This is a genomic window from Enterobacter asburiae (genome assembly GCF_001521715.1).
GTDB lineage: Bacteria > Pseudomonadota > Gammaproteobacteria > Enterobacterales > Enterobacteriaceae > Enterobacter > Enterobacter asburiae.
The window spans coordinates 1,227,731-1,247,806 of sequence record NZ_CP011863.1; the positions used below are offsets into that span (position 1 = coordinate 1,227,731).

The following is a 20,076-nucleotide window of genomic DNA, read 5'->3' on the forward strand; positions in this document are numbered from 1 at the left end:
GGATGCCATGAAACGATTAGCTCTGATTTTACTGGCGCTGGGGATGAACGTGCAGGCGGCTGCGCTGACCTTAAACGATGCACGGGCGCAGGGGCGCGTGGGGGAAACCCTGAGCGGCTATCTTGCCCCGATTCAACAGGACGCGGAAACGCTGGCGCTGGTCAATCGTATCAATGCGGCGCGCACGGAAAACTATCAGAAGCTGGCTGACAGCAATAATTTGCCGGTCGATGAAGTGGCTAAAATGGCCGGTCAGAAACTGGTTGCCCGCGCGCAGCCGGGCGAATACGTAAAGGGCATTAACGGAAAATGGCTCAAAAAGTAGTTAGCGGTAGCGCCTGCGGTATTCACCCGGCGAGACGCCAAAACGCTGCTTAAACGCCGTTGAAAAATGGCTATGGTCGGTGAACCCCCAGCTGTAGCCAATGCCCGCCAGCTTTTCATCATCACCGGTTGATTGCAGTGCCTGCGCGCAGAGATCCAGACGACGGTTTTTGATGTACTGCGCCACCACCAGCCCCTTCTCGGCAAACATGCGGTAGAGGCTGCGCACGGACATACCGCTCTCGGCGGCAATCCATTCCGGGCGCAGCGATTCAGACTGAATATGGTCGTCAATCAGCGCCACCACATGCTGGAACTGGCGCTCCTTGCGCGGCTGAATGATTTCACGCTGCTGGAATGCGGGGCGCAGCAGGCAGATCATCGCTTCGAGCGCCGCTTCGCTTTCGCGGTCACTCAGGTCGGCATTGCTCATGCTCTCCATCAGCAGGCGATGGCTCAGCTGTACCGTGGGCAAGGTGCGGGAAAGGGCGGTCGCGCAGCTTATCTCCTGGAAACGACACTGCTGCTCAATAATCTGACGGGGAACCAGCAGCGAGATCTGACGGGATTTTTCCCGCCAGTTGATCGAGCAGGGACGCGACGCGTCAATCAGCGTGATATCACCGGTTTTGAGCAGCGCGCGACGGTCATCCTGCTCAATTTCCGCGCTGCCTTCGAGCTGGAACACGGTATAAAACCAGGCATCATTACTCTGAGCGATCTCCTGACGGGAGCGGAACAGGTTAACGCCGCCTGCGGTCACGGTGCTGAGCTTCAGGCTGCGCGCATAGCTGGTCTCCAGCTCGCCGAAGAATTTCCCCCCCGTGGGCTGCGCGTTAAAACGCCCGCAAACCTGGTTAATTTGCGCCAGCCACTGCTGATACTGTTCCTGCTCGCTTGCACACGCCATCGCTTCTCTCACTGCACCGTCAACGTTTTCGCATTGTTGCATTTGTGTTGCATTTTGTCAGAGCTATGAGGCTGACTATAGGAAAGAACACTCACCGGTAACAGCGATATAAGCGGCAATTATCGCGATTTGCGGAGCCTGTCACAGGTGGCAAAGCGAATGTCACAGAGACAAAAGCGAGAACGCAAAACCCCACTTAGACTGGATGGACACCCTGCGAAGAATAACGAAGGAGTATCCTATGTCTGAATCACAGGTGGCCATTCAGCCTGCCGTACAACAATTTTTAGACCGACAGCATGGCCTGTGGATTGAAGGGCGTCAGGCCGCGTCGGACAGTGAAAAGCGGCTGAACGTCTTCAACCCGGCCACGGGCGAGGTCATTGCCTCGACTGCCGATGCCAGCGTCGACGACGTTGATCGTGCCGTCATGTCCGGCTGGCGCGCGTTTGTCGCCCGCAGTTGGGCCGGAAAACTGCCGGCGGAGCGCGAGCGGATCCTGCTTCATTTCGCCGATCTGGTCGAACAGCACAGCGAGGAGCTGGCCCAGCTTGAAACGCTGGAGCAGGGCAAATCCATCAACATTTCCCGCATGTTTGAAGTCGGCTGCACCCTGAACTGGATGCGCTATACCGCCGGGCTGACCACCAAAATTTCGGGTAAGACCCTCGACCTTTCCATTCCGCTGCCGCAGGGCGCCCGCTATCAGGCGTGGACGCGTAAAGAGCCGGTTGGCGTGGTGGCCGGGATTGTGCCCTGGAACTTCCCGCTGATGATCGGGATGTGGAAAGTGATGCCTGCGCTGGCCGCGGGCTGCTCTATTGTCATCAAGCCGTCAGAGACCACGCCGCTGACGATGCTGCGCGTGGCGGAACTGGCCAGCGAAGCGGGCATTCCGGATGGGGTGTTCAACGTGGTGACCGGGAGCGGCGCGGTGTGCGGCGCAGCGCTGACCTCGCATCCGCATATTGCAAAGGTGAGCTTTACCGGCTCAACGGCGACGGGCAAGCAAATCGCCCGCGCGGCGGCGGACACGCTAACCGGGGTGACCCTGGAGCTGGGTGGGAAAAACCCGGCTATCGTACTGAAAGACGCGGACCCGGCGTGGGTGATTGAAGGCCTGATGACCGGCAGCTTCCTGAACCAGGGGCAGGTGTGCGCGGCGAGCTCGCGCATCTATATTGAAGCGCCGCTGTTTGACACGCTGGTCAGCGGGTTTGAGCAGGCGGTGAAATCCCTCAGCGTCGGGCCGGGCATGTCGCCGGAAGCGTTTATCAACCCGCTGGTGTCGCGCGCGCACTGCGACAAGGTGCAGACTTTCCTTGATGAAGCCAAGTCGCGCAGCGCGGAGCTGATCGTCGGTAACAGGGGGCCGGAAGGCAAAGGCTATTACGTTGCGCCGACGCTGGTGGTGAACCCGGATGCCTCGCTGCGCCTGACCCGAGAAGAGGTGTTTGGCCCGGTGGTCAACCTGGTGCGCGTCGCCGACGGGGAAGAGGCGCTCCAGCTGGCAAACGACAGCGAATATGGCCTGACGGCCAGCGTCTGGACGCAGAATATCAGCAAGGCGCTGGAGTATACCGACAGGCTGCAGGCGGGCACCGTCTGGGTGAACAGCCATACGCTGATCGACGCCAACCTGCCGTTCGGCGGCATGAAGCAGTCCGGCACCGGGCGTGACTTTGGCCCGGACTGGCTGGACGGCTGGTGTGAAACCAAGTCGGTTTGCGTGCGGTATTAAAAAACACTGCCGGGTAACGCTGCGGTTACCCGGCAGGCTTTAACCCGGCGGCTATTTTAATGCTGCGGCGATGACCGATGGAATAGCGTCAAACGCCTGCGCAACGCCTCTAGTCCGGATCTCCTCACCGCGCGTCGCCCCTTCCGCACGAACGAATTCCACCCTGTCGATGCCCAGAAAGCCAAAAAATTTCTGCAGGTATCGCTCCTGAAAATCCATGTCTTCGATTGGCGTACCGTGATAGATCCCGCCGCGGGTGGAAACGACGATAATCCTTTTGCCGGTCGCATGCCCCACCGGGCCCGTCGGGGTATAGCTAAAGGTTTTTCCCGGCTGAGCCAGTCGATCTAACCAGGCTTTAAGCTGCGTTGAGACTGAGAAGTTATACATAGGGGCGCCTATCACGATGAGGTCGCTATTGAGAAATTCGTTCACAAGCGCCTCGGACAGCTCGTGTTCGCGGACGTCTTCAGCCGTAGCGTCCGTGGCTATCCGCAGCGGCCGGAAGCCTGCAGCGACGGTGCCGGTGAGATGGGCGATGGGGGTTTTAACGACGTCGCGATAGACCACCCGATCTGACGCGAGCTGGCGAACCACCTCTGCCGTCAGCTGACGTGAAAGGGAGAACTCGCCGTTAATGCTTGAATCTATATGCAGGATATTCATTTTTTTGTTTCCTTTGCGTCGGTCTGGGTTGCTCGTTCGATAAACTGGCTGACGGCATCCGGGTGGGAAATCATCGACATATGGCTGCTCTTAATACGCAGGACGGTGGCGTTCATGGCGCCGGCAAGCTGCTGCTGGACGCCGGGAGAAAGGGCGCGATCGTCTTCGGTTATCAGATACCATGAGGGCTTTTCGCGCCAGGCGGCATGTTTGACCTTCTCGCTAAAGGCGTTTGCAGCGATGGGCTGCTGCGTTGCCGTCAGCAGCTTTACGCGTTTAAGAGGCAGGTCATTGGCCATCGTGCGCTGATAGGCATCGGGATCGTCCAGCCAGATCAGCCCATTATTATCCGGGCGCATATCGGCCATCGGGGCGTTAAGGCGGGTAAGAAGAGAGGTGACCGATTCACCGCTGCCGGGGGCAAGGGCGGAGAGAAAAACCAGCTTTTTCACCTTCGGGTTATTGCCTGCCTGAGCGATGACCGCGCCAGCCCAGGAGTGGCCGACAAGGACCACTTCCCCTTGCTGACGGTCAATGACACGCTCCGTGGCGGCGACGTCATCCTTCAGCGAGGTCAGAGGGTTCTGCACTGCCGTGACGCGGTAGCCCCGGGTCTGCAAACGGTCTATCACTTCCTGCCAGACGGAACCGTCGGTAAAGGCACCGTGAACGAGGATGATGTTATTAATCCGCGCCTGTACAGGCTGGGATGCAGCCATGCAAAGCAAAGAAAGAAGAACGGGCAAGCGTGTCGGTTTCATATGCGTGACGTAATTTCCTGAGAGACGTTGAAGCACAGTGTAACGAGAGGCACAAAGAGGTTTGTAGTGTCTGAAATGACGGTTAACATACGAAATCAGACATTCTGCTCAGGCCTGAATCATGAGAATTGGCATTTTAGCGTTACCCGGAAGTATGAAATCCGCCGTGGCCGGGCTCTGCGACATGTTCTGGCTGGCTAACGAGGTGATTGCCCAGCAGCCGGCCGGCGAGGGCATATCGCCATTTGAGGCGGTCATCATCACGGCGGAAGGAAAACCGGTCCCGGACGCGCAGGGTCGGCCGATCGAGGCCGATGGGAGCTTTGCCACCGGGGGAACCTTCGACCTCGTGATAGCCTGCGGGATGAAGCTTGACGAGCAGAAACGCCCGGTCTCGCTGGCGGCGGTCCACGAGGCTGGCGCATGGCTGCGCGACCAGTATGATAAAGGCGCGATGCTTGCGGGAGCCTGTGCCGGTGGGCTGGTTCTCGCCGAGGCGGGTGTACTCAATGGCCGGGCATGCACGACGACATGGTGGCTTTACCATACTTTCCGCCAGCGTTATCCGCTCAGCAAACCCGTCTGGGGGAAAGCGCTGGTGCAGGACGCGCGGGTTATCACATCCGGCGGTCCGCTCTCGTGGGTTGACCTGGCGCTGCATATCATCCGTCTGCACGCGGGGAAGACGCTGGCGCGTCTGACGGCCGATATGGCCGTGGCTGACAGCCAGCCGTTGTCACAGCAGGTTTACGCGCCAGCAGGTTTTTTAAATTCAGTACATCCGATGATAATGAAGGCGGAACATCTCGTCCGGTATGAAAATCCGGCGATTACCGTAGAGCAGCTTGCCCGGGCGCTGAATATGACCACTCGTACCCTTCACCGAAAAATGGCGGAGGAGATGAATGAAAGCCCTAAAAACTTTTTGACGCGCATGCGCGTTGAAAAGGCGATGCGTCTCCTGGAGCAGCCGGGGTACGTCATAGCGCAGATTGCTGGCGCTTGCGGTTACGCTGACGACACGGCATTCAGGCGCGCTTTCACTGGCGTGACTGGAATGTCGCCCGGCCAGTACCGCAGGTGGATCGCCGGGCGTCAAACGGAATAGCCCCCGTTCTCAGCGGCATACTCGATCCCGCCCGGCCTCCTTCGCCCGATACAGCGCCGCATCGGCGCGGGCGATGATCTCTGTGCCCGCTAACCCTTCCGCCATGCTCGCAATTCCCATGCTCGCGGTGACATGGTCGCTAACGGTTGAGGCGCTGTGCGGTATGGACTCCGCGCGCAGGCCGTCCTGAATGCGTAAGGCCACCTTTTCAGCGATGTTTTCCGGACAGTTAAACAGGATCACCACAAACTCCTCGCCGCCGTAGCGTGACACCACATCGTCAGGCGTGCGCACCGACTGCTTCAGCACCCGCGCCACGCGCGTCAGGCAGTCGTCACCCGCCTGGTGCCCGTAGGTGTCGTTGTAGCGTTTGAAATAGTCGATATCCAGCATAATCACCGAGAAGATTTTTTTCTGCTCAACCGCGTTCTCCAGCACCACTTCCATTTTCCGGCGATTGGCGGTTTTGGTTAACGGATCCTGATGCGCCAGCGCATCCAGCCTGGAGATCAACAGCTGATTTTGCTGGTTACGTCGCCAGGCCTCGTCAAACCAACTTAGCAGGATGAAACGCCCGCAGATCAGGATCAGCGTAAAGACGCTCCAGATAACAAAAAAGTGAAGGTTGAGGCCATCGTTCCGTATCCAGCTTGCTACCGGCAGGGTGATCCAGAGCGGGAGCACAAAGGCGAGTAGCCCTTCAGGATAAAAATAGAGCGCCGTTAAGCCGGCGAGTAATAAAATAACGCACAGCGGCCAGACGTGCGGGAGCAGCAGCTGGGTGATAAACCAGAAGCAGGAGACCGACCAGATGGCGCTGCAGATAAACAGCACCACGCTGATGCCGGCGATGCGTCGCCAGGCCATGAGGATCAGCGCAGCGGAGAGGATGATAATGCCGAGCATGGAGGCATCGACTATTCTCGTCAGCTGCGGCGAGTGGGGATAAAGGGGATCGCTGGTATTAAGCAGGACGTGGCGAAGCAGGATCATCACCGCGAAGCTGATATTCACGAAGGCCAGCCACGGCAGGTTCATCGCCAGCCCGTGCATGACCATAGCATGGCGCGTTGGCCAGGTTGCCCGTTCAAGTGTCGGTTTTTTTCTTTTTTCCATTGACGCTTTTACCCTGTCTGGCTAACACGTGAAGCAGGAAAGGGCGGACGAACCGCCCTTTTGCGTGCACCGTTACGGTGTCACAATGTTAAACCAGAAATCAAACTTGTCCATATAGCTAAGCATGGCATCAAGTTTCGCGCTGTCGCCAGTAATTTTAATATTTCCGCTGTCCTGAGCCTGTTTCAGCGTCACCTCCTTGAGGATGATTTTATTCAGGGTGTCACGGTTAAGCGTCAGCGTCGCGTCCGCATCTTTTGCTTCTGCGTTCGCCGTGTGGTTCAGCACGCCGTTTTCCAGCTCGAGTTTGTACTTCCCGCCATCGCTGCCCAGATCGATGTTAAACACAGACTTGGCGTCACCCGCTTTTTGTCCGTTGATATGGACAGCCAGATAGTCAAAGAACATCTCCGGCGTCATCGCGCGCACCGTATCCGGGCTGGCGGTGTTCGGCGTTGGCCCTTTCACCACGCCGTTACGCAGCTCCTGCGCGCCGGTCAGGTAGAAGTTACGCCACGGCCCGGATTCAGCCTGATAGCCAAGCTGTTCCAGCGCATCCGCTTCCAGGTTGCGTGCCGCCTGGTTGTTTGGATCGGCAAAGACAACTTTGCTCACCACCTGCGCCACCCAGCGGTAGTTCCCCTGGTCGAAGTCGGTTTTCGCCTTGTTCAGGATGGCATCCGCGCCGCCCATATACTCCACGAATTTCTTCGCGCCTTCTTCTGGCGGCAGTTCATCCAGCGTTGCCGGGTTGCCGTCAAACCAGCCCAGATACAGCACATAGGTGGCTTTCACGTCATGGCTCACCGAACCGTAATATCCGCGGTTAGCCCAGGTATGCGCCAGTGAATCCGGGAGCTTAAAGTTAGCGGCGATTTCGTCGCGCGTCAGCCCTTCATTCGCCATACGCAGCGTCTGGTCGTTGATGTAACGATAGAGATCGCGCTGGCTTTTCAGCAGCTTGACGACGTTTTCGTTGCCCCAGGTCGGCCAGTGGTGCTGCGCCATGATGATTTCAGCTTTGTCACCCCAGCGCACAATCGCCTGGTTGATGTATTTCGACCACGGCAGCGGCTCGCGGATTTTGGCCCCGCGCAGCGAATAGGTGTTGTGCAGGGTGTGGGTCACGTCCTCAGCGGATTCAATCAGTTTTTTCTCTTCGATATACCAGAGCATTTCCGATGGCGCTTCGGATCCCGGTGCGAGCATAAAATCATAGGTCAGGCCGTCGATAACCTCTTTCTGCCCGTCTTTCTCAATGATGTTAGTCGGGGCAATCAGCGTGACCGTCCCGGCGGAGGTCGTTGTTCCAAGACCGGCGCCCACCTGACCTTTGGCATCGGGCTTCAGCAGGTTGCCATACATATAGCTGGCGCGGCGGCTCATCACGTTGCCCGCCATGATATTCTCGGCAACGGCCGCTTCCATAAACCCGGCTGGCGCGGGTGATGCTGCCAACTTACTGATTTAGTGTATGATGGTGTTTTTGAGGTGCTCCAGTGGCTTCTGTTTCTATCAGCTGTCCCTCCTGTTCAGCTACTGACGGGGTGGTGCGTAACGGTAAAAGTACTGCCGGACATCAGCGCTATCTCTGCTCTCACTGCCGTAAAACATGGCAGTTACAGTTCACATACACCGCCTCTCAACCCGGTACGCACCAGAAAATCATTGATATGGCCATGAATGGCGTTGGATGCCGGGCAACCGCCCGCATTATGGGCGTTGGCCTCAACACGATTTTACGTCACTTAAAAAACTCAGGCCGCAGTCGGTAACCTCGCGCATACAGCCGGGCAGTGACGTCATCGTCTGCGCGGAAATGGACGAACAGTGGGGCTACGTCGGGGCTAAATCGCGCCAGCGCTGGCTGTTTTACGCGTATGACAGGCTCCGGAAGACGGTTGTTGCGCACGTATTCGGTGAACGCACTATGGCGACGCTGGGGCGTCTTATGAGCCTGCTGTCACCCTTTGACGTGGTGATATGGATGACGGATGGCTGGCCGCTGTATGAATCCCGCCTGAAGGGAAAGCTGCACGTAATCAGCAAGCGATATACGCAGCGAATTGAGCGGCATAACCTGAATCTGAGGCAGCACCTGGCACGGCTGGGACGGAAGTCGCTGTCGTTCTCAAAATCGGTGGAGCTGCATGATAAAGTCATCGGGCATTATCTGAACATAAAACACTATCAATAATTTGGAGTCATTACCCAGCTCAGGCAACTTGAATCCGATGGAATCGTTTCGCGGATGGTCTATCCTCAAGTGCCACCGAAAGTGGAATATCGCCTCACCGATTGGGGGCAGGCATTATGTCCGGCGCTTGATGCAATGCTGAAATGGGCAGAAAAGCGCGAGGCTTACGCAAGCAAGTAAACCCGGCAGCCAGCACGCTGCAATGGGATAGCGTTGCCCGTAACCCATTTATGCAAAGGAAACGAAAAATGAGAACACAGAAACGATGCCTTGGCTGCGTGGCTGTTGTGGTTGATGACTACGATCGCGCTATTGAATACTACACCGACAAGCTGGGGTTTACCCTCGTAGAGGATACGCCTCAACCGGGTAAACGCTGGGTGGTCGTCTCACCCAACCCGGAAAGCGACTGCAATATTTTGCTGGCTCGTGCTTCTAACGAGAGGCAGGAAAGCTTTATCGGCAATCAATGCGGCGGCAGAGTTTTCCTGTTCCTTCAGACGGACGATTTTTGGCGCGATTACCGTGCCATGAAAGATAAAGGCGTTCATTTCTGCGAAGAACCTCGTGAGGAAGAGTACGGTACGGTGGTGGTGTTTGAAGATATTTACGGCAACCGCTGGGATCTCTACCAAAATGCCCAACGCGGGTGATTACCAGGGATACTTTTCATGACTCTTCGAATTAGACAGGCCACCGGGGCCGATTCAACGCTTTTAAGCGAGCTGGGATACCGAATCTATCCCGCCCATTTTCAGCATCTGTGGGTGTCAGACGCAGAGATGAAGGATTTTCTGGACGGCGAGTACGCGCTTTCCGTACTTGAACAGAGCCTGAAAGAGAACGCTGTTTCCTGGTATGTTGCCGAGACCGATCGGCCCGTGGGGTTCATGAAAGTGACCTGGGAAGCTCTGCTCCCGGAAACGGATAAGAAGGGCGTTCTCCTCAACAAGCTCTACCTTGATCCCGCCGAGACCGGCAAGAACTATGGCCAGATGATGTTTAACAGCATCACCGACATGGCCCGGAGCGGGGGGAAAGATTATTTCTGGCTGGAAGTGCTTGAGCAGAACGCGGGAGCGTACCGGTTCTACCAGAAGCAGGGCATGCTCTGCGTTAAGAACGTCCTTTTCGAAACCGCTTCACAGCAGAGCATTCTCATAATTATGGGGATGTCTCTTTAGGGCGAGAGCTTTCGTCGCGCTGTGCCAGCGATAGCGCGCTGGCGCTGGCGGGATCGAACAGCGAGAGGCTCTCAATCTGATTGAGTAAAATCACCTTTCGGAATGACATGGCGCTGCGGGGTTCAGAGTCGAGCGTGATGTCATGCTCCGCATACCACTTGCTGTAGTTATTCTCGATGCGAAAGTTCATCGTCTTCGCGTCTCTGTACCCGCTTAACATCGGGATCAGCACGATATTGGCCGTTTTTTCATATTCCAGCGTCGCGGTGTGGATCATGCCGACGTAAATCCGCCTGGAACGGAGCGTAACCTGCGCCAGTTCCCCTTGCTCCATACACTGATACAGCAGTTGTTCAATACCGCTCGACTGCGCCAGACGTTTGTAGAGCTTTTTCCGGCTTTCGCCGTCCAGCCTGGCGCTGCCGGCCCAGTTAGAGCGGTAGAGGCAAAACAGGATGGCAAACGCCAGCATCACGACCACCGGCGCCTGAATGCCTAAAAAGCTCCAGTTCATAAAGTCGATTTGCCAGTCTGTATATTTCGGCGAGGCAAAGTGAAAAGCGTTGTTGGCCGCAGAAAGGGCGAGCAGGAGCAGCCAGAGCAGACCGGTGGCAATCACGCCCTGCAGAACGAAAATACAGCCGTACAGCGCCACAAGAAAATAGACGTCCCAGCCAAAGGAGCGCTTGATTTTGAAGCGGGTCGACAGGTCGCGGCTGGTATACCAGTACCCGCATACCATCAGCACCATAAATATCGCCGTTCCCATATCAGGCCCTCTTCAGCATGTTGACGTGACGCAGAAAATCCTGCCGCACCTCGTTGCTTTTGTAGTTCACCGAGGCGTTCCCGTCCTGGTCGATAATGATGCGATCGCCATCTTCGACGGCTTCAATGATTTCCTGCTGGCTCATCACCTGCAGTAAGGATTCCGGGCTGGAGAAAAGGGAGAGAAAGAAACGTTTCATGCGGGCATCCTTATGAACAAAAAGGATAAGCCTGGAAGAAGACCGGCGAGTTTGCCTTAAGGATATCCTGAAAGTTAAAGCCGGGTGGCGGCTACGCCTTACCTGGACTACAAAACCCACTCTTTTGACTATATATAGGTTATTGATATATATCTAAAATAAAAAATAAATCACCACAAACTTGGACAAATAACGTTAATTGTGTAAGTTTTAATTATGCGATTACGCCACGTTGTTTACAGCCAGGATGTGACCCATGAGCACTTTGCCCTCTGTCGTGAGTCGGTTTGTTGAGTACTACGCCGCACTGGATAGCCAGCCGCCGTCCGCGCTGGTGGGGCTTTACCATTCGAATGCCACGCTTATCGATCCGTTTGGCGAGCATGACGGGATTTTCGCGCTTCAGCGCTACTTCACCCATCTGCTGGCCAACGTCGAGCATTGCCGTTTTTCCATCGATACGCCGCTATGCAGCGGGAACCGGTTTGCTGTGACCTGGGTAATGCACTGGTCGCATCCGCGCATTGCCGGGGGAGAGCCGCTCGAACTGCCGGGATGTTCGGTGGTGGACACGGAAAGCGATCTCATCACGCACCAGCGCGACTACTACGATGCGGGAGAGATGATCTACGAACACCTTCCTCTGCTGGGCTGGGCGGTACGCGGCGTGAAGCGGAGGGTCAAATCATGAAAACGGTCCTGATCACCGGCGCAAGCTCGGGCATTGGTGCCGGGCTGGCGAAATCTTTTGCTGCAGACGGCTACCACGTGATTGCCTGCGGACGCGATCCGGCGCGTCTCGAAGCGCTGCATCAGACCTGCCCCAATCTCACCGTTCGCCTGTTCGATATGACAGACAGGGACGCCTGTCGCCAGGCGCTGACCGGCAGCTACGCCGATCTGATTATTCTCTGCGCCGGTACCTGCGAATATCTCGATGGAGGCGTGGTGGATGCGGCGCTGGTGGAGCGGGTTATGGCGACAAATTTCCTCGGCCCGGTGAACTGTCTTGACGCGCTGCAGCCGCAGCTGACGGCTGGCAACCGCGTGGTGTTGGTGAGTTCGATGGCCCACTGGCTGCCTTTCCCACGGGCAGAGGCCTACGGCGCGTCCAAAGCGGCCCTGAGCTGGTTTGCCGAGAGCCTACGGCTGGACTGGGAGCCAAAAGGGATTGCCGTCACGGTGGTCTCCCCGGGCTTTGTTGATACGCCGCTGACGCGCAAAAACGATTTTGCCATGCCGGGCAGGGTGAGCGTCGAGGAGGCGGTCAAGGCGATCCGTACCGGGCTGGCGGCAGGAAAAATGCATATCGCGTTTCCTGACGGGTTCGGCTTTATTTTGCGGTTGCTCTCCGGGCTGCCCGCGTTTTTACAGCGCGCGCTGCTGCGCAGGATGGTGCGTTCATGAACATTGCGATTATCGGCAGCGGCATCGCCGGGCTGACCTGCGCCTGGCGCCTGGCCGGGCACCATCAGGTGACCTTATTTGAAGCGGGCGCCACGCCCGGCGGCCATACCGCAACGGTTGACGTGACGACGCCACAGGGCACATACGCGATCGATACCGGGTTTATCGTTTACAACGATCGCACCTATCCGCGCTTTATGGGCCTGCTCAGCGAGCTGGGCATCAGCGGGCAAAAAACGCAGATGAGCTTTTCGGTGCACAACCCGGCGACGGGGCTTGAATACAACGGACACACCCTGACGTCGCTGTTTGCCCAGCGCCGAAACCTGGTGAATCCGGCATTCTGGCGGCTGCTCGGGGAGATCGTCCGCTTCAATCGTCTGGCAAAACAGGCGCTGGACGGGGAGGTGGACCCGAACGCCACGCTGCAGACGTTTCTGGAACAGCACGGCTTCACGCCGTTTTTTGCGCGCCACTACATTCTGCCGATGGGGGCCGCCATCTGGTCCTCGTCGCTGCAGGAGATGAAGCGTTTCCCGCTGCCGCTCTTTTTGCGCTTCTTCCACCACCACGGCCTGCTGGATATCACCCAGCGCCCGCAGTGGTACGTGGTGCCGGGCGGCTCGCGAGAGTATATCCGCGCCATGCTCGACAAACTGGGCGACCGTCTGAATCTGCACCTCAATTCACCGGTGCAGCGGGTGAGCCGCCACGAGCACGGGGTTACGCTCCAGCTTGAAAACGGCAGCCATACCTTCGATAGGGTAATTTTTGCCTGCCACTCCGCCAGCGCCCTGGCGATGCTTGATGACCCAACGCTCGCAGAGCGCGAGGTGCTGGGCGATATCGGCTGGCAGCGCAACGAGGTCGTTTTACACAGCGATCCGCGCTGGCTGCCGGAGCGGCAGCGCGCGTGGGCCAGCTGGAACTACCGCCTGAGCGCGCAGGAACAGGCCAGCGCCTGCGTCACCTACAACATGAACATCCTGCAGGGGCTGCCTGCGGGCAGTCCGCTGTTCTGCGTCACCCTCAACCCGGACGCGCCGGTGGATGAGCGCTTCGTTCTGCAACGCTTTGTCTATGAACATCCGCTGTTTAACCCGCAAAGCTGGCGGGCGCAGGCGCGGCGCGGCGAGATCAACGGTCATAACCGGAGCTGGTACTGCGGGGCCTGGTGGTACAACGGTTTTCATGAAGATGGCGTGCGAAGCGCGCTGGACGTGGTCAATGCGATAGCGGCCGGAGAGGGGAACTGAGATGAACAGCTGCCTCTACCACGGCGTGTTACGCCACCGCCGCCTTCAGCCGAAAACCCACGAATTTAGCTACAGCGTCTTTATGGCCTGGCTGGATCTCGATGAACTACCGCAGCTTTCGTCCGTCGGCGTGCGGCGCAATCGCTTTGCCGCCGCCTCGTTCCACGACGCGGACTATCCGCTCGGCGCGCCGCTCAAAGAGAACGTGCTCAGCAGGCTGGAGAGCCTGACCGGGGAACGTCCGGACGGTCGGGTGATGCTCCTGACGCAGCTGCGCTATTTCGGCTTTCATTTCAATCCGGTCAATTTTTACTACTGCTACGACGAAAAGGGAACGCTGCGCTGGGTGCTGGCGGAGGTCCGCAACACGCCGTGGAATGAACGTCATTACTATGCCGTCAACGGACAGGATGCGCAGCCCACGGAAAAAGCGTTTCACGTTTCCCCCTTCAACCCGATGGACATGATTTACCACTGGCGCTTTAACGACCCGGATAACACGCTGCATATGCACATTGAAAATCATCAGGAAGCGAAGGTCTTTGACGCCACGCTCGCGCTGCGCCGGGAGCCTTTGACGCGCCCCGCGCTGCGCTCGCTGTTGCTGCGCATTCCGCTCATGACCCTGAAAACCGTTTTTGCCATTTACTGGCAGGCGCTGCGCCTGTGGCTCAAGCGCGTGCCGCTGTATAACCATCCCGTCAGCAGGAGTGAACGCTCATGACCGATCCCGTCTTTGCGTTAGAACCCGATATTCCGCGCAACGTCCGCCTCGCGCGATGGCTGCTGTTTCGTCTGTTAAGCGGCATCCGCGGCGGCTCGCTCACGCTGCGTGAAGGGGCGCAGACCTTCCATTTTGGCGAGACGTCCTCCGCGCTGCATGCCGACGTGCAGATCCTCACGCCCGGCGTCTACTGGCGCGTCTTAACGGGCGGGAGCCTTGCTGCGGCAGAAGCCTGGATGGACGGCGAATGGGAAACCGCACACCTCACGCCGCTTCTGGAGCTGCTGGCGCTCAACGGCGAGGTGCTTGGCCGTCTGGAAAACGGGTTCCGTCTGCTCGGCAGGCCGCTGGAGCGGATACGCCACTGGACGCGGCGTAACTCCCGCATGCAGGCGCGCGAAAATATTGCCGCTCACTACGATCTGGGCAATACCTTCTATGCCCATTTTCTGGATAAAGAGCTGCTCTATTCCAGCGCGCTGTTTACCGCTGACGAGCAGGATCTCACGGCGGCTCAGCGGGCCAAAATGGCGCGCCTGTGTGACCAGCTCGCGCTAAGCCCGGGTGACCACCTGCTGGAAATTGGCACCGGCTGGGGCGCGATGGCGGAATACGCGGCCCGTCATTACGGCTGTCGGGTGACCACCACCACGCTGTCGCAGGAGCAATATACCTGGGCAACCGAGCGGATCGCCCGCGCCGGGTTGCAGGATCGCGTTGAGGTACTGCTCTGCGACTATCGCGACCTCACCGGACAGTACGACAAGCTGGTCTCAATTGAGATGATTGAAGCCGTCGGGCAACGCTATCTGCCCACGTTCTTCCGCACCTGCCAGGCGCGGCTGCGCCCGGGAGGACGGATGGCGATTCAGGCCATTACCATTCAGGACCAGCGCTATCGCGACTACAGCAAAAGCGTCGATTTTATCCAGCGCTACATTTTCCCGGGCGGATTCTTGCCGAGCATCACCGCGATGAACGAGCTGATGACGCGCCACACCGATTTCGTGGTGCGCAACCTCTTCGACATGGGCCCCGACTACGCCCGCACGCTGGCCCACTGGCGGCAGCGGTTTGTCCATGCCTGGCAGGAGATTGAAAAGCTTGGCTTCGATGAACGGTTCCGCCGCATGTGGCTGTACTACTTTGGCTACTGCGAAGCCGGGTTTAACGCTCGCACCATCAGCGTGGTGCAGCTGACCGCCGAGCGCGTATGAGACGTTACCTTCAGGTCTTCCTGCTCGCCGTCGCGTTCGATCTCTACTGGGCGCTGGTGGTGCTCTTTCGCGAACAAGGCCTGATTATCTGGCTCGCGCTGGCGATCCTGGCGTGCCTGCTCTTGCCGCCTGCTTACCGTTTTTACGCCATTGGGCTGGCCGCGGCGGGCAGTTTGCTGGATGCACTCTGGGCCCTGACCGGGCTGATTGCCTTTACGGGCGAGTCCCTGATGCCGTTATGGATGGTGGCACTGTGGCTGATGTTCGCCACCGTCTGGACGCAGCTGACGCGCACCACCACGCTACCCGGCTGGCTGCTGACCCTGCTGGCCGCCGTGGGTGGACCGGTGGCCTACCTGTTCGGCGAGCGGCTGGGAGGCATCACGTTTCTGGAGCCGACCTTTATCGTCGTGAGCTGGATGGCGCCGGGCTGGCTGGTGTTGATGCTGTTTTTCCACCTGCTGATGGGGAGACAAAAATGAGATCTATAGTCTTGCTGCTTTGGCTGACGCTGGTTGTGCCTGTTGCCCAGGCCGCCGACTGGCTTGCCTGGCGGAAGGTGGGGGACGCCACGCTCACCTGGGGACCTTTCACGGTTTATACCTCCCAGCTACGTACCCCGGACGGGCGTTATAGCCGGGATAATCAGAATCAGGCGCTCATTATTACCTATGCGCGGGACATCGATCGCGATGAACTGGTTGAGGCGACCCGCGACCAGTGGCAGGCGCAGGGGATCCTGGCGCAGGAAGCGCAAAGCGAAGCCTGGCTGCGGATGCTCCGGTCCCTTTGGCCGGATGTCCGACCCGGCTCACAGCTGGCGTTTGTTCTCAATGATAAGCAGGGGCAGTTCTGGTATCGCGAGTCAGCGGCGCAAACATCCTTTATTCCACTCGGACCGCGTCAGTCGGAAGCGTTCAGCACCCGTTTTCTGGCCATCTGGCTCGATCCCCGCACGCAATATCCTGAGCTGCGTCAGCAGTTAATCGGAGGCCAAAAATGAAACGTATCCTGATGATGGCGCTGGCATTCACGATGCTGCTGGCGGGCTGTAGCACTGAGGTGGCCGAGTATCGCCAGCAGCAGCCGCGGCTTGATATCTTTCACTACTTCCAGGGCAAAACCGAAGCGTGGGGGATGGTGCAGGATCGCAGCGGCAAGCAGATCCGCCGTTTTCACGTTGAGATTGCCGGGGATGTTATCGGCGATACGCTTACGCTCAACGAGCACTTCGTCTACGACGATGGCGAGAAGCAGCAGCGGGTCTGGCATATACGCCGCGTGGGGAACGATCGCTACGAGGGAACGGCAGGGGATATTGAAGGGGTTGCAACGGGTCAGGCCGCAGGCAACGCCTTTAACTGGCATTACAGCATGAACGTGAAGGCCAACGGCAGCACCTGGCTACTGAACTTCGACGACTGGATGTACCTGCAGGATGAGACCCATCTGTTTAATAAAACCGAGATGAAGAAATTTGGCGTCACCGTCGCCACGGTGACGCTGTTCTTTACCCGTAATACCTCAGCTTAGTCTCGGACGCTGCCGGTTTTGCTGCTGGAGTAGATGAAGTACAGGGCAATCCCCAGGCACACTACCGCGCTCAGACGGCTCGGTGAAAACGGAATGGCGGGATTGCCCAGCCAGCCAAAGTTATCAATCAACATACTCATGGCGAGCTGGCCGAATATCACCGCCACCGTGGCGACGGCGGTGCCGATGCGCTGCACCGCCAGGACCATGATCACAATGTAAGGCACGCCGAACATCGCCCCGAGGAGCTGCCATTTCGGCACGTCCAGCAGCGTGACCGCCTGCTTAGGCTCAAAGAAGAAAATCAGCAGGGCGGTCACCAGCGCGCCGACGGAAAACGTCAGAAACGCGCTTTTGAAAACGCCCACGCTGCTGCCGAGCTGCCCGTTAATCGCGGCCTGAATGCTCAGCGTTGCGCCGCCGCAGACGGCGAGAAGAATCATTATCAGCGTCATATAATCACCCCTGTGCGACCAGAATCAGTGCCGCAATAATAAAAACCAGCGCCACGATACGTTTTGCGTTTATCTTCCTGTGCGGCGTACCCAGCAGGCCAAAGTGGTCAATGATCAGGCTTTTAAAAACCTGACCAGCCAGAATGCCAATCATCGTCAGAGCGATGCCGATGGTCGGCGTGGCAATCGTCAGAATGACCACGTAAACAGGGCCAAGCACGCCGCCGAGCAGCTGCCAGCCGGGCTGGGCGAAAAACGACGGGCTGCTGCGCGGGCTGAAAAACAGCATCAGCAGAAACGTCAGCGCGGCGCCGACGCCAAAAATGCTGAACGTCGCCCATAAATCGCCCACTTCTCCCCCTAATGGCCCCAGCAGCCCAGCCTCGACGGAAAGGCCCATCCCGCCGGCAATCACCAGTAAAATCAAAACAAACTGCATTACGCTTCCTCCGTTTTCAGGCGAAGAAGATTACGTCGGTAGACCCGTGAGAAAAATGCCATAATGCAGGAAACACCTTTGCAGGAAATGCATTAATGTCAGATGCCGGAAGCATGAACCTTCGCTCACTGCTGCTGTTTATTGCCGTCTATGAAACGCAGAACTTTTCCGTCGTCGCGCGACGAGAGGGAATATCCGCCTCGCAGGTGTCGCGCATTGTTCATCAGCTTGAGGACGCGCTCGGCCAGCAGCTGTTCTATCGCAATACCCGGGCGGTGATCCCCACGGAAAGCGGGCATCTGTTTATCCGCTATGCCCGGGCGATGGTCGATAACTTCGAAGAGGCGCGGCGGGAGCTGGATGAACGCTCGACCGAACCCTCCGGCACGGTCCGCATAAACGGGCCGGTATTTTTTGGACAGAGGCACGTTGCGCCCGGACTGGCAGGTCTGGCCGAGCGTTATCCACGGTTAACCATAGAGCTGACGCTGACCGATGACTTTATCGACCCGCACCGGGATGCCGCCGATCTCATTTTCCGCATCGGCACGCTGACGGATTCGACGTTCCACGCCCGTGTTTTTGGGCAGCAGCGCTACCACCTCGCCGCGTCGCCCGCGTATCTGCGTCAACACGGCGTCCCGGCCGACCCGACCGAACTGAGCCAGCACAAATGTCTGGTCTATCGCGGTTCGTCCGGGCCTAACCGCTGGCTCGTGCGTCGCAAAGGGGAGAATTGGGTGCATTATCCCGTCGCGCCGCTGATGACGTCCAATAATGCGGAGTCGCTGCTCATTGCCGCGCTGGGTGGGATGGGGATCGTCCTGTTTCCGGACTGGCTGATTGGCGACAGGCTGCTGCGGGGCGAGCTGATCGCCCTTATGCCGGATATGACGTGCGCCATCAACATGGAGCAACTCAATATTGCGGCGATCTATCCTAACGCACGTCATCCGCCCCTGAACGTCAGGGCGGTGATTGATTATTACGTGGTGTTTTTCGGCAAGCCGCTCTACTGGCAAACGTAAGGCAATTACGCGCCGAGCTCCTTGCGGATAATCTCTGCGCCGGCGCTAAGCGCTTTCAGCTTGCCGTTAGCCACCTGGCGTGAAAGCGGGGCCATGCCGCAGTTGGTTGACGGGTAAAGCTTGTCGGCATCGACGAACCGCAGCGCTTTACGCAGCGTATCGGCGACTTCCTCGGGCGTTTCAACGGCGTTGGTTGCCACATCAATCGCGCCGACCATCACCTTTTTACCGCGGATCAGCTCCAGCAGATCCATCGGCACGCGGGAGTTGTGGCACTCCAGGGAGATGATGTCGATATTAGAGGTTTGCAGCTTAGGGAAGGCCTCTTCGTACTGGCGCCACTCTGAGCCGAGCGTCTTTTTCCAGTCGGTATTGGCTTTGATGCCGTAGCCGTAGCAGATGTGTACCGCGGTTTCGCACTTCAGCCCTTCAATGGCGCGTTCCAGCGCGGCGATACCCCAGTCGTTCACCTCGTCAAAAAAGACGTTAAATGCCGGTTCATCAAACTGGATAATATCCACGCCTGCGGCCTCTAACTCACGCGCCTCCTGATTGAGGATTTTGGCGAATTCCCAGGCCAGCTTTTCGCGGCTTTTATAGTGCGCGTCGTAAAGGGTGTCGATCATGGTCATCGGCCCGGGCAGGGCCCATTTGATCGGCTTGTCCGTGAGCTGGCGCAGGTACTTCGCATCGTCCACGAATACCGGTTTCTGACGCGCAACGGCTGAAACCACGGTCGGCACGCTGGCGTCGTAGCGGTTACGAATGCGCACCGTCTGGCGATTTTCAAAATCCACACCGCTCAGGTGTTCAATAAAGGTTGTGACGAAGTGCTGGCGAGTCTGTTCTCCGTCGCTGACGATATCGATACCCGCGCGGATCTGCTCATCCAGAGACAGGCGCAGCGCGTCCTGTTTACCCGCCAGCAGTTCCTGATCCTGTAATTTCCAGGGTGACCACAGCGTTTCAGGTTGTGCAAGCCAGGTCGGCTTAGGCAGGCTGCCAGCCGTAGAAGTCGGGAGCAATGTTTTCATAATAAAAG

The 20,076-nt window shown here is 58.0% G+C and carries 24 protein-coding genes and 2 pseudogenes; 16 read left to right on the forward strand and 10 right to left on the reverse strand.

Translation table 11 applies throughout. The annotated features are described in order from the left end of the window. Positions 1-7: 7 nt before the first annotated feature. A complete protein-coding gene (locus ACJ69_RS06190; protein ID WP_028017556.1) occupies positions 8-325 on the forward strand; it encodes a YdbL family probable chaperone protein in 318 nt (105 codons plus the stop codon). Here ACJ69_RS06190 and feaR read toward each other — a convergent pair whose 3' ends face one another. Then, the gene (gene feaR, locus ACJ69_RS06195) at positions 326-1,234 is read right to left on the reverse strand and encodes a transcriptional regulator FeaR (RefSeq protein ID WP_054830012.1); all 909 of its coding nucleotides are present in this window, start codon (positions 1,232-1,234) and stop codon (positions 326-328) included. Positions 1,235-1,475: 241 nt separating this feature from the next. On the opposite strand from feaR, the gene ACJ69_RS06200 reads away from it, so the two are divergent. After that, positions 1,476-2,975 (forward strand): aldehyde dehydrogenase family protein, encoded by a 1,500-nt coding sequence (locus tag ACJ69_RS06200; protein ID WP_054830005.1) that lies wholly within the window; start codon positions 1,476-1,478, stop codon positions 2,973-2,975. A gap of 51 nt (positions 2,976-3,026) precedes the next feature. Here the strand turns inward: ACJ69_RS06200 and ACJ69_RS06205 are convergent, their stop codons facing one another. Both ACJ69_RS06205 and ACJ69_RS06210 read right to left on the reverse strand, forming a co-directional pair. Further along, complete coding sequence (locus ACJ69_RS06205) at positions 3,027-3,641, reverse strand: FMN-dependent NADH-azoreductase (protein WP_054830004.1); 615 nt, start codon at positions 3,639-3,641, stop codon at positions 3,027-3,029. Continuing rightward, a complete protein-coding gene (locus tag ACJ69_RS06210; RefSeq protein ID WP_059346690.1) occupies positions 3,638-4,402 on the reverse strand; it encodes an alpha/beta fold hydrolase in 765 nt (254 codons plus the stop codon). Before ACJ69_RS06210 ends, ACJ69_RS06205 begins: the two co-directional genes overlap by 4 nt. A gap of 121 nt (positions 4,403-4,523) precedes the next feature. Here ACJ69_RS06210 and ACJ69_RS06215 point away from each other — a divergent pair, with 121 nt between their 5' ends. Further along, entirely contained in the window at positions 4,524-5,510 is a 987-nt protein-coding gene (locus ACJ69_RS06215) for a GlxA family transcriptional regulator (protein WP_059346691.1), read from the forward strand. Between the two features lie 9 nt (positions 5,511-5,519). Here the strand turns inward: ACJ69_RS06215 and ACJ69_RS06220 are convergent, their stop codons facing one another. Both ACJ69_RS06220 and ACJ69_RS06225 read right to left on the reverse strand, forming a co-directional pair. After that, on the reverse strand, positions 5,520-6,626 hold the full coding sequence (locus ACJ69_RS06220; protein ID WP_059346692.1) for a GGDEF domain-containing protein: 1,107 nt from the start codon (positions 6,624-6,626) through the stop codon (positions 5,520-5,522). A 72-nt stretch (positions 6,627-6,698) separates the two neighbouring features. Then, positions 6,699-8,069 (reverse strand): annotated as a pseudogene (locus ACJ69_RS06225) (alkyl/aryl-sulfatase); the annotation flags it as partial. Between the two features lie 56 nt (positions 8,070-8,125). Here ACJ69_RS06225 and ACJ69_RS06230 point away from each other — a divergent pair. From ACJ69_RS06230 to ACJ69_RS06240, 4 genes and pseudogenes are all read left to right on the forward strand, one after another. Beyond that, positions 8,126-8,823, forward strand: a protein-coding gene (locus ACJ69_RS06230; RefSeq protein ID WP_103215986.1) for an IS1-like element IS1A family transposase whose coding sequence is annotated in 2 segments (ribosomal slippage) — positions 8,126-8,375 and positions 8,375-8,823 — 699 coding nt in all. Because the reading frame shifts where the segments join, the coding sequence is not laid out codon by codon here. A 15-nt stretch (positions 8,824-8,838) separates the two neighbouring features. Further along, positions 8,839-9,003 (forward strand): annotated as a pseudogene (locus tag ACJ69_RS23900) (winged helix-turn-helix transcriptional regulator); the annotation flags it as partial. Between the two features lie 68 nt (positions 9,004-9,071). After that, entirely contained in the window at positions 9,072-9,476 is a 405-nt protein-coding gene (locus tag ACJ69_RS06235; RefSeq protein WP_029740580.1) for a VOC family protein, read from the forward strand. 18 nt (positions 9,477-9,494) lie between these two features. Next, the gene (locus tag ACJ69_RS06240; RefSeq protein WP_054830318.1) at positions 9,495-10,007 is read left to right on the forward strand and encodes a GNAT family N-acetyltransferase; all 513 of its coding nucleotides are present in this window, start codon (positions 9,495-9,497) and stop codon (positions 10,005-10,007) included. Here ACJ69_RS06240 and ACJ69_RS06245 read toward each other — a convergent pair. Together ACJ69_RS06245 and ACJ69_RS06250 are read right to left on the reverse strand one after the other, a co-directional pair. Beyond that, positions 9,988-10,776: a hypothetical protein gene (locus ACJ69_RS06245; RefSeq protein WP_029740578.1), complete on the reverse strand. Its 789-nt coding sequence runs from the start codon at positions 10,774-10,776 to the stop codon at positions 9,988-9,990. The two genes, ACJ69_RS06240 and ACJ69_RS06245, sit on opposite strands and share 20 nt — an antisense overlap. A gap of 1 nt (position 10,777) precedes the next feature. Further along, positions 10,778-10,975, reverse strand: a complete 198-nt coding sequence (locus ACJ69_RS06250; RefSeq protein WP_023311615.1) for a hypothetical protein — start codon at positions 10,973-10,975, stop codon at positions 10,778-10,780. Positions 10,976-11,231: 256 nt separating this feature from the next. Here ACJ69_RS06250 and ACJ69_RS06255 point away from each other — a divergent pair, with 256 nt between their 5' ends. The 8 genes from ACJ69_RS06255 to ACJ69_RS06290 are packed head-to-tail and all read left to right on the forward strand — an operon-like array spanning position 11,232 to position 17,112. Further along, the gene (locus ACJ69_RS06255) at positions 11,232-11,666 is read left to right on the forward strand and encodes a nuclear transport factor 2 family protein (RefSeq protein ID WP_029740577.1); all 435 of its coding nucleotides are present in this window, start codon (positions 11,232-11,234) and stop codon (positions 11,664-11,666) included. After that, entirely contained in the window at positions 11,663-12,382 is a 720-nt protein-coding gene (locus ACJ69_RS06260; protein WP_059346693.1) for an SDR family NAD(P)-dependent oxidoreductase, read from the forward strand. Before ACJ69_RS06255 ends, ACJ69_RS06260 begins: the two co-directional genes overlap by 4 nt. Beyond that, complete coding sequence (locus ACJ69_RS06265) at positions 12,379-13,638, forward strand: NAD(P)/FAD-dependent oxidoreductase (protein WP_059346694.1); 1,260 nt, start codon at positions 12,379-12,381, stop codon at positions 13,636-13,638. The genes ACJ69_RS06260 and ACJ69_RS06265 overlap by 4 nt, the downstream gene beginning before the upstream one ends. A gap of 1 nt (position 13,639) precedes the next feature. After that, on the forward strand, positions 13,640-14,362 hold the full coding sequence (locus tag ACJ69_RS06270; protein WP_054830317.1) for a DUF1365 domain-containing protein: 723 nt from the start codon (positions 13,640-13,642) through the stop codon (positions 14,360-14,362). Continuing rightward, positions 14,359-15,579: an SAM-dependent methyltransferase gene (locus tag ACJ69_RS06275; RefSeq protein ID WP_059346695.1), complete on the forward strand. Its 1,221-nt coding sequence runs from the start codon at positions 14,359-14,361 to the stop codon at positions 15,577-15,579. The genes ACJ69_RS06270 and ACJ69_RS06275 overlap by 4 nt, the downstream gene beginning before the upstream one ends. Continuing rightward, entirely contained in the window at positions 15,576-16,061 is a 486-nt protein-coding gene (locus tag ACJ69_RS06280) for a DUF2878 domain-containing protein (protein ID WP_032657304.1), read from the forward strand. Before ACJ69_RS06275 ends, ACJ69_RS06280 begins: the two co-directional genes overlap by 4 nt. Beyond that, the gene (locus ACJ69_RS06285; RefSeq protein WP_054830316.1) at positions 16,058-16,582 is read left to right on the forward strand and encodes a hypothetical protein; all 525 of its coding nucleotides are present in this window, start codon (positions 16,058-16,060) and stop codon (positions 16,580-16,582) included. Before ACJ69_RS06280 ends, ACJ69_RS06285 begins: the two co-directional genes overlap by 4 nt. Then, the gene (locus tag ACJ69_RS06290) at positions 16,579-17,112 is read left to right on the forward strand and encodes a DUF3833 domain-containing protein (RefSeq protein ID WP_029740570.1); all 534 of its coding nucleotides are present in this window, start codon (positions 16,579-16,581) and stop codon (positions 17,110-17,112) included. The genes ACJ69_RS06285 and ACJ69_RS06290 overlap by 4 nt, the downstream gene beginning before the upstream one ends. On the opposite strand, the gene ACJ69_RS06295 is transcribed toward ACJ69_RS06290, so the two are convergent. After that, a complete protein-coding gene (locus ACJ69_RS06295; RefSeq protein WP_054830319.1) occupies positions 17,109-17,567 on the reverse strand; it encodes a DMT family transporter in 459 nt (152 codons plus the stop codon). The two genes, ACJ69_RS06290 and ACJ69_RS06295, sit on opposite strands and share 4 nt — an antisense overlap. 4 nt (positions 17,568-17,571) lie before the next feature. Continuing rightward, on the reverse strand, positions 17,572-18,006 hold the full coding sequence (locus tag ACJ69_RS06300; RefSeq protein WP_029740568.1) for a DMT family transporter: 435 nt from the start codon (positions 18,004-18,006) through the stop codon (positions 17,572-17,574). A 95-nt stretch (positions 18,007-18,101) separates the two neighbouring features. Here ACJ69_RS06300 and ACJ69_RS06305 point away from each other — a divergent pair, with 95 nt between their 5' ends. Then, the gene (locus tag ACJ69_RS06305) at positions 18,102-19,034 is read left to right on the forward strand and encodes a LysR family transcriptional regulator (RefSeq protein WP_054830315.1); all 933 of its coding nucleotides are present in this window, start codon (positions 18,102-18,104) and stop codon (positions 19,032-19,034) included. A gap of 5 nt (positions 19,035-19,039) precedes the next feature. Here the strand turns inward: ACJ69_RS06305 and ACJ69_RS06310 are convergent, their stop codons facing one another. Beyond that, the gene (locus ACJ69_RS06310; protein ID WP_047647832.1) at positions 19,040-20,068 is read right to left on the reverse strand and encodes a methionine synthase; all 1,029 of its coding nucleotides are present in this window, start codon (positions 20,066-20,068) and stop codon (positions 19,040-19,042) included. Positions 20,069-20,076: the final 8 nt, after the last annotated feature.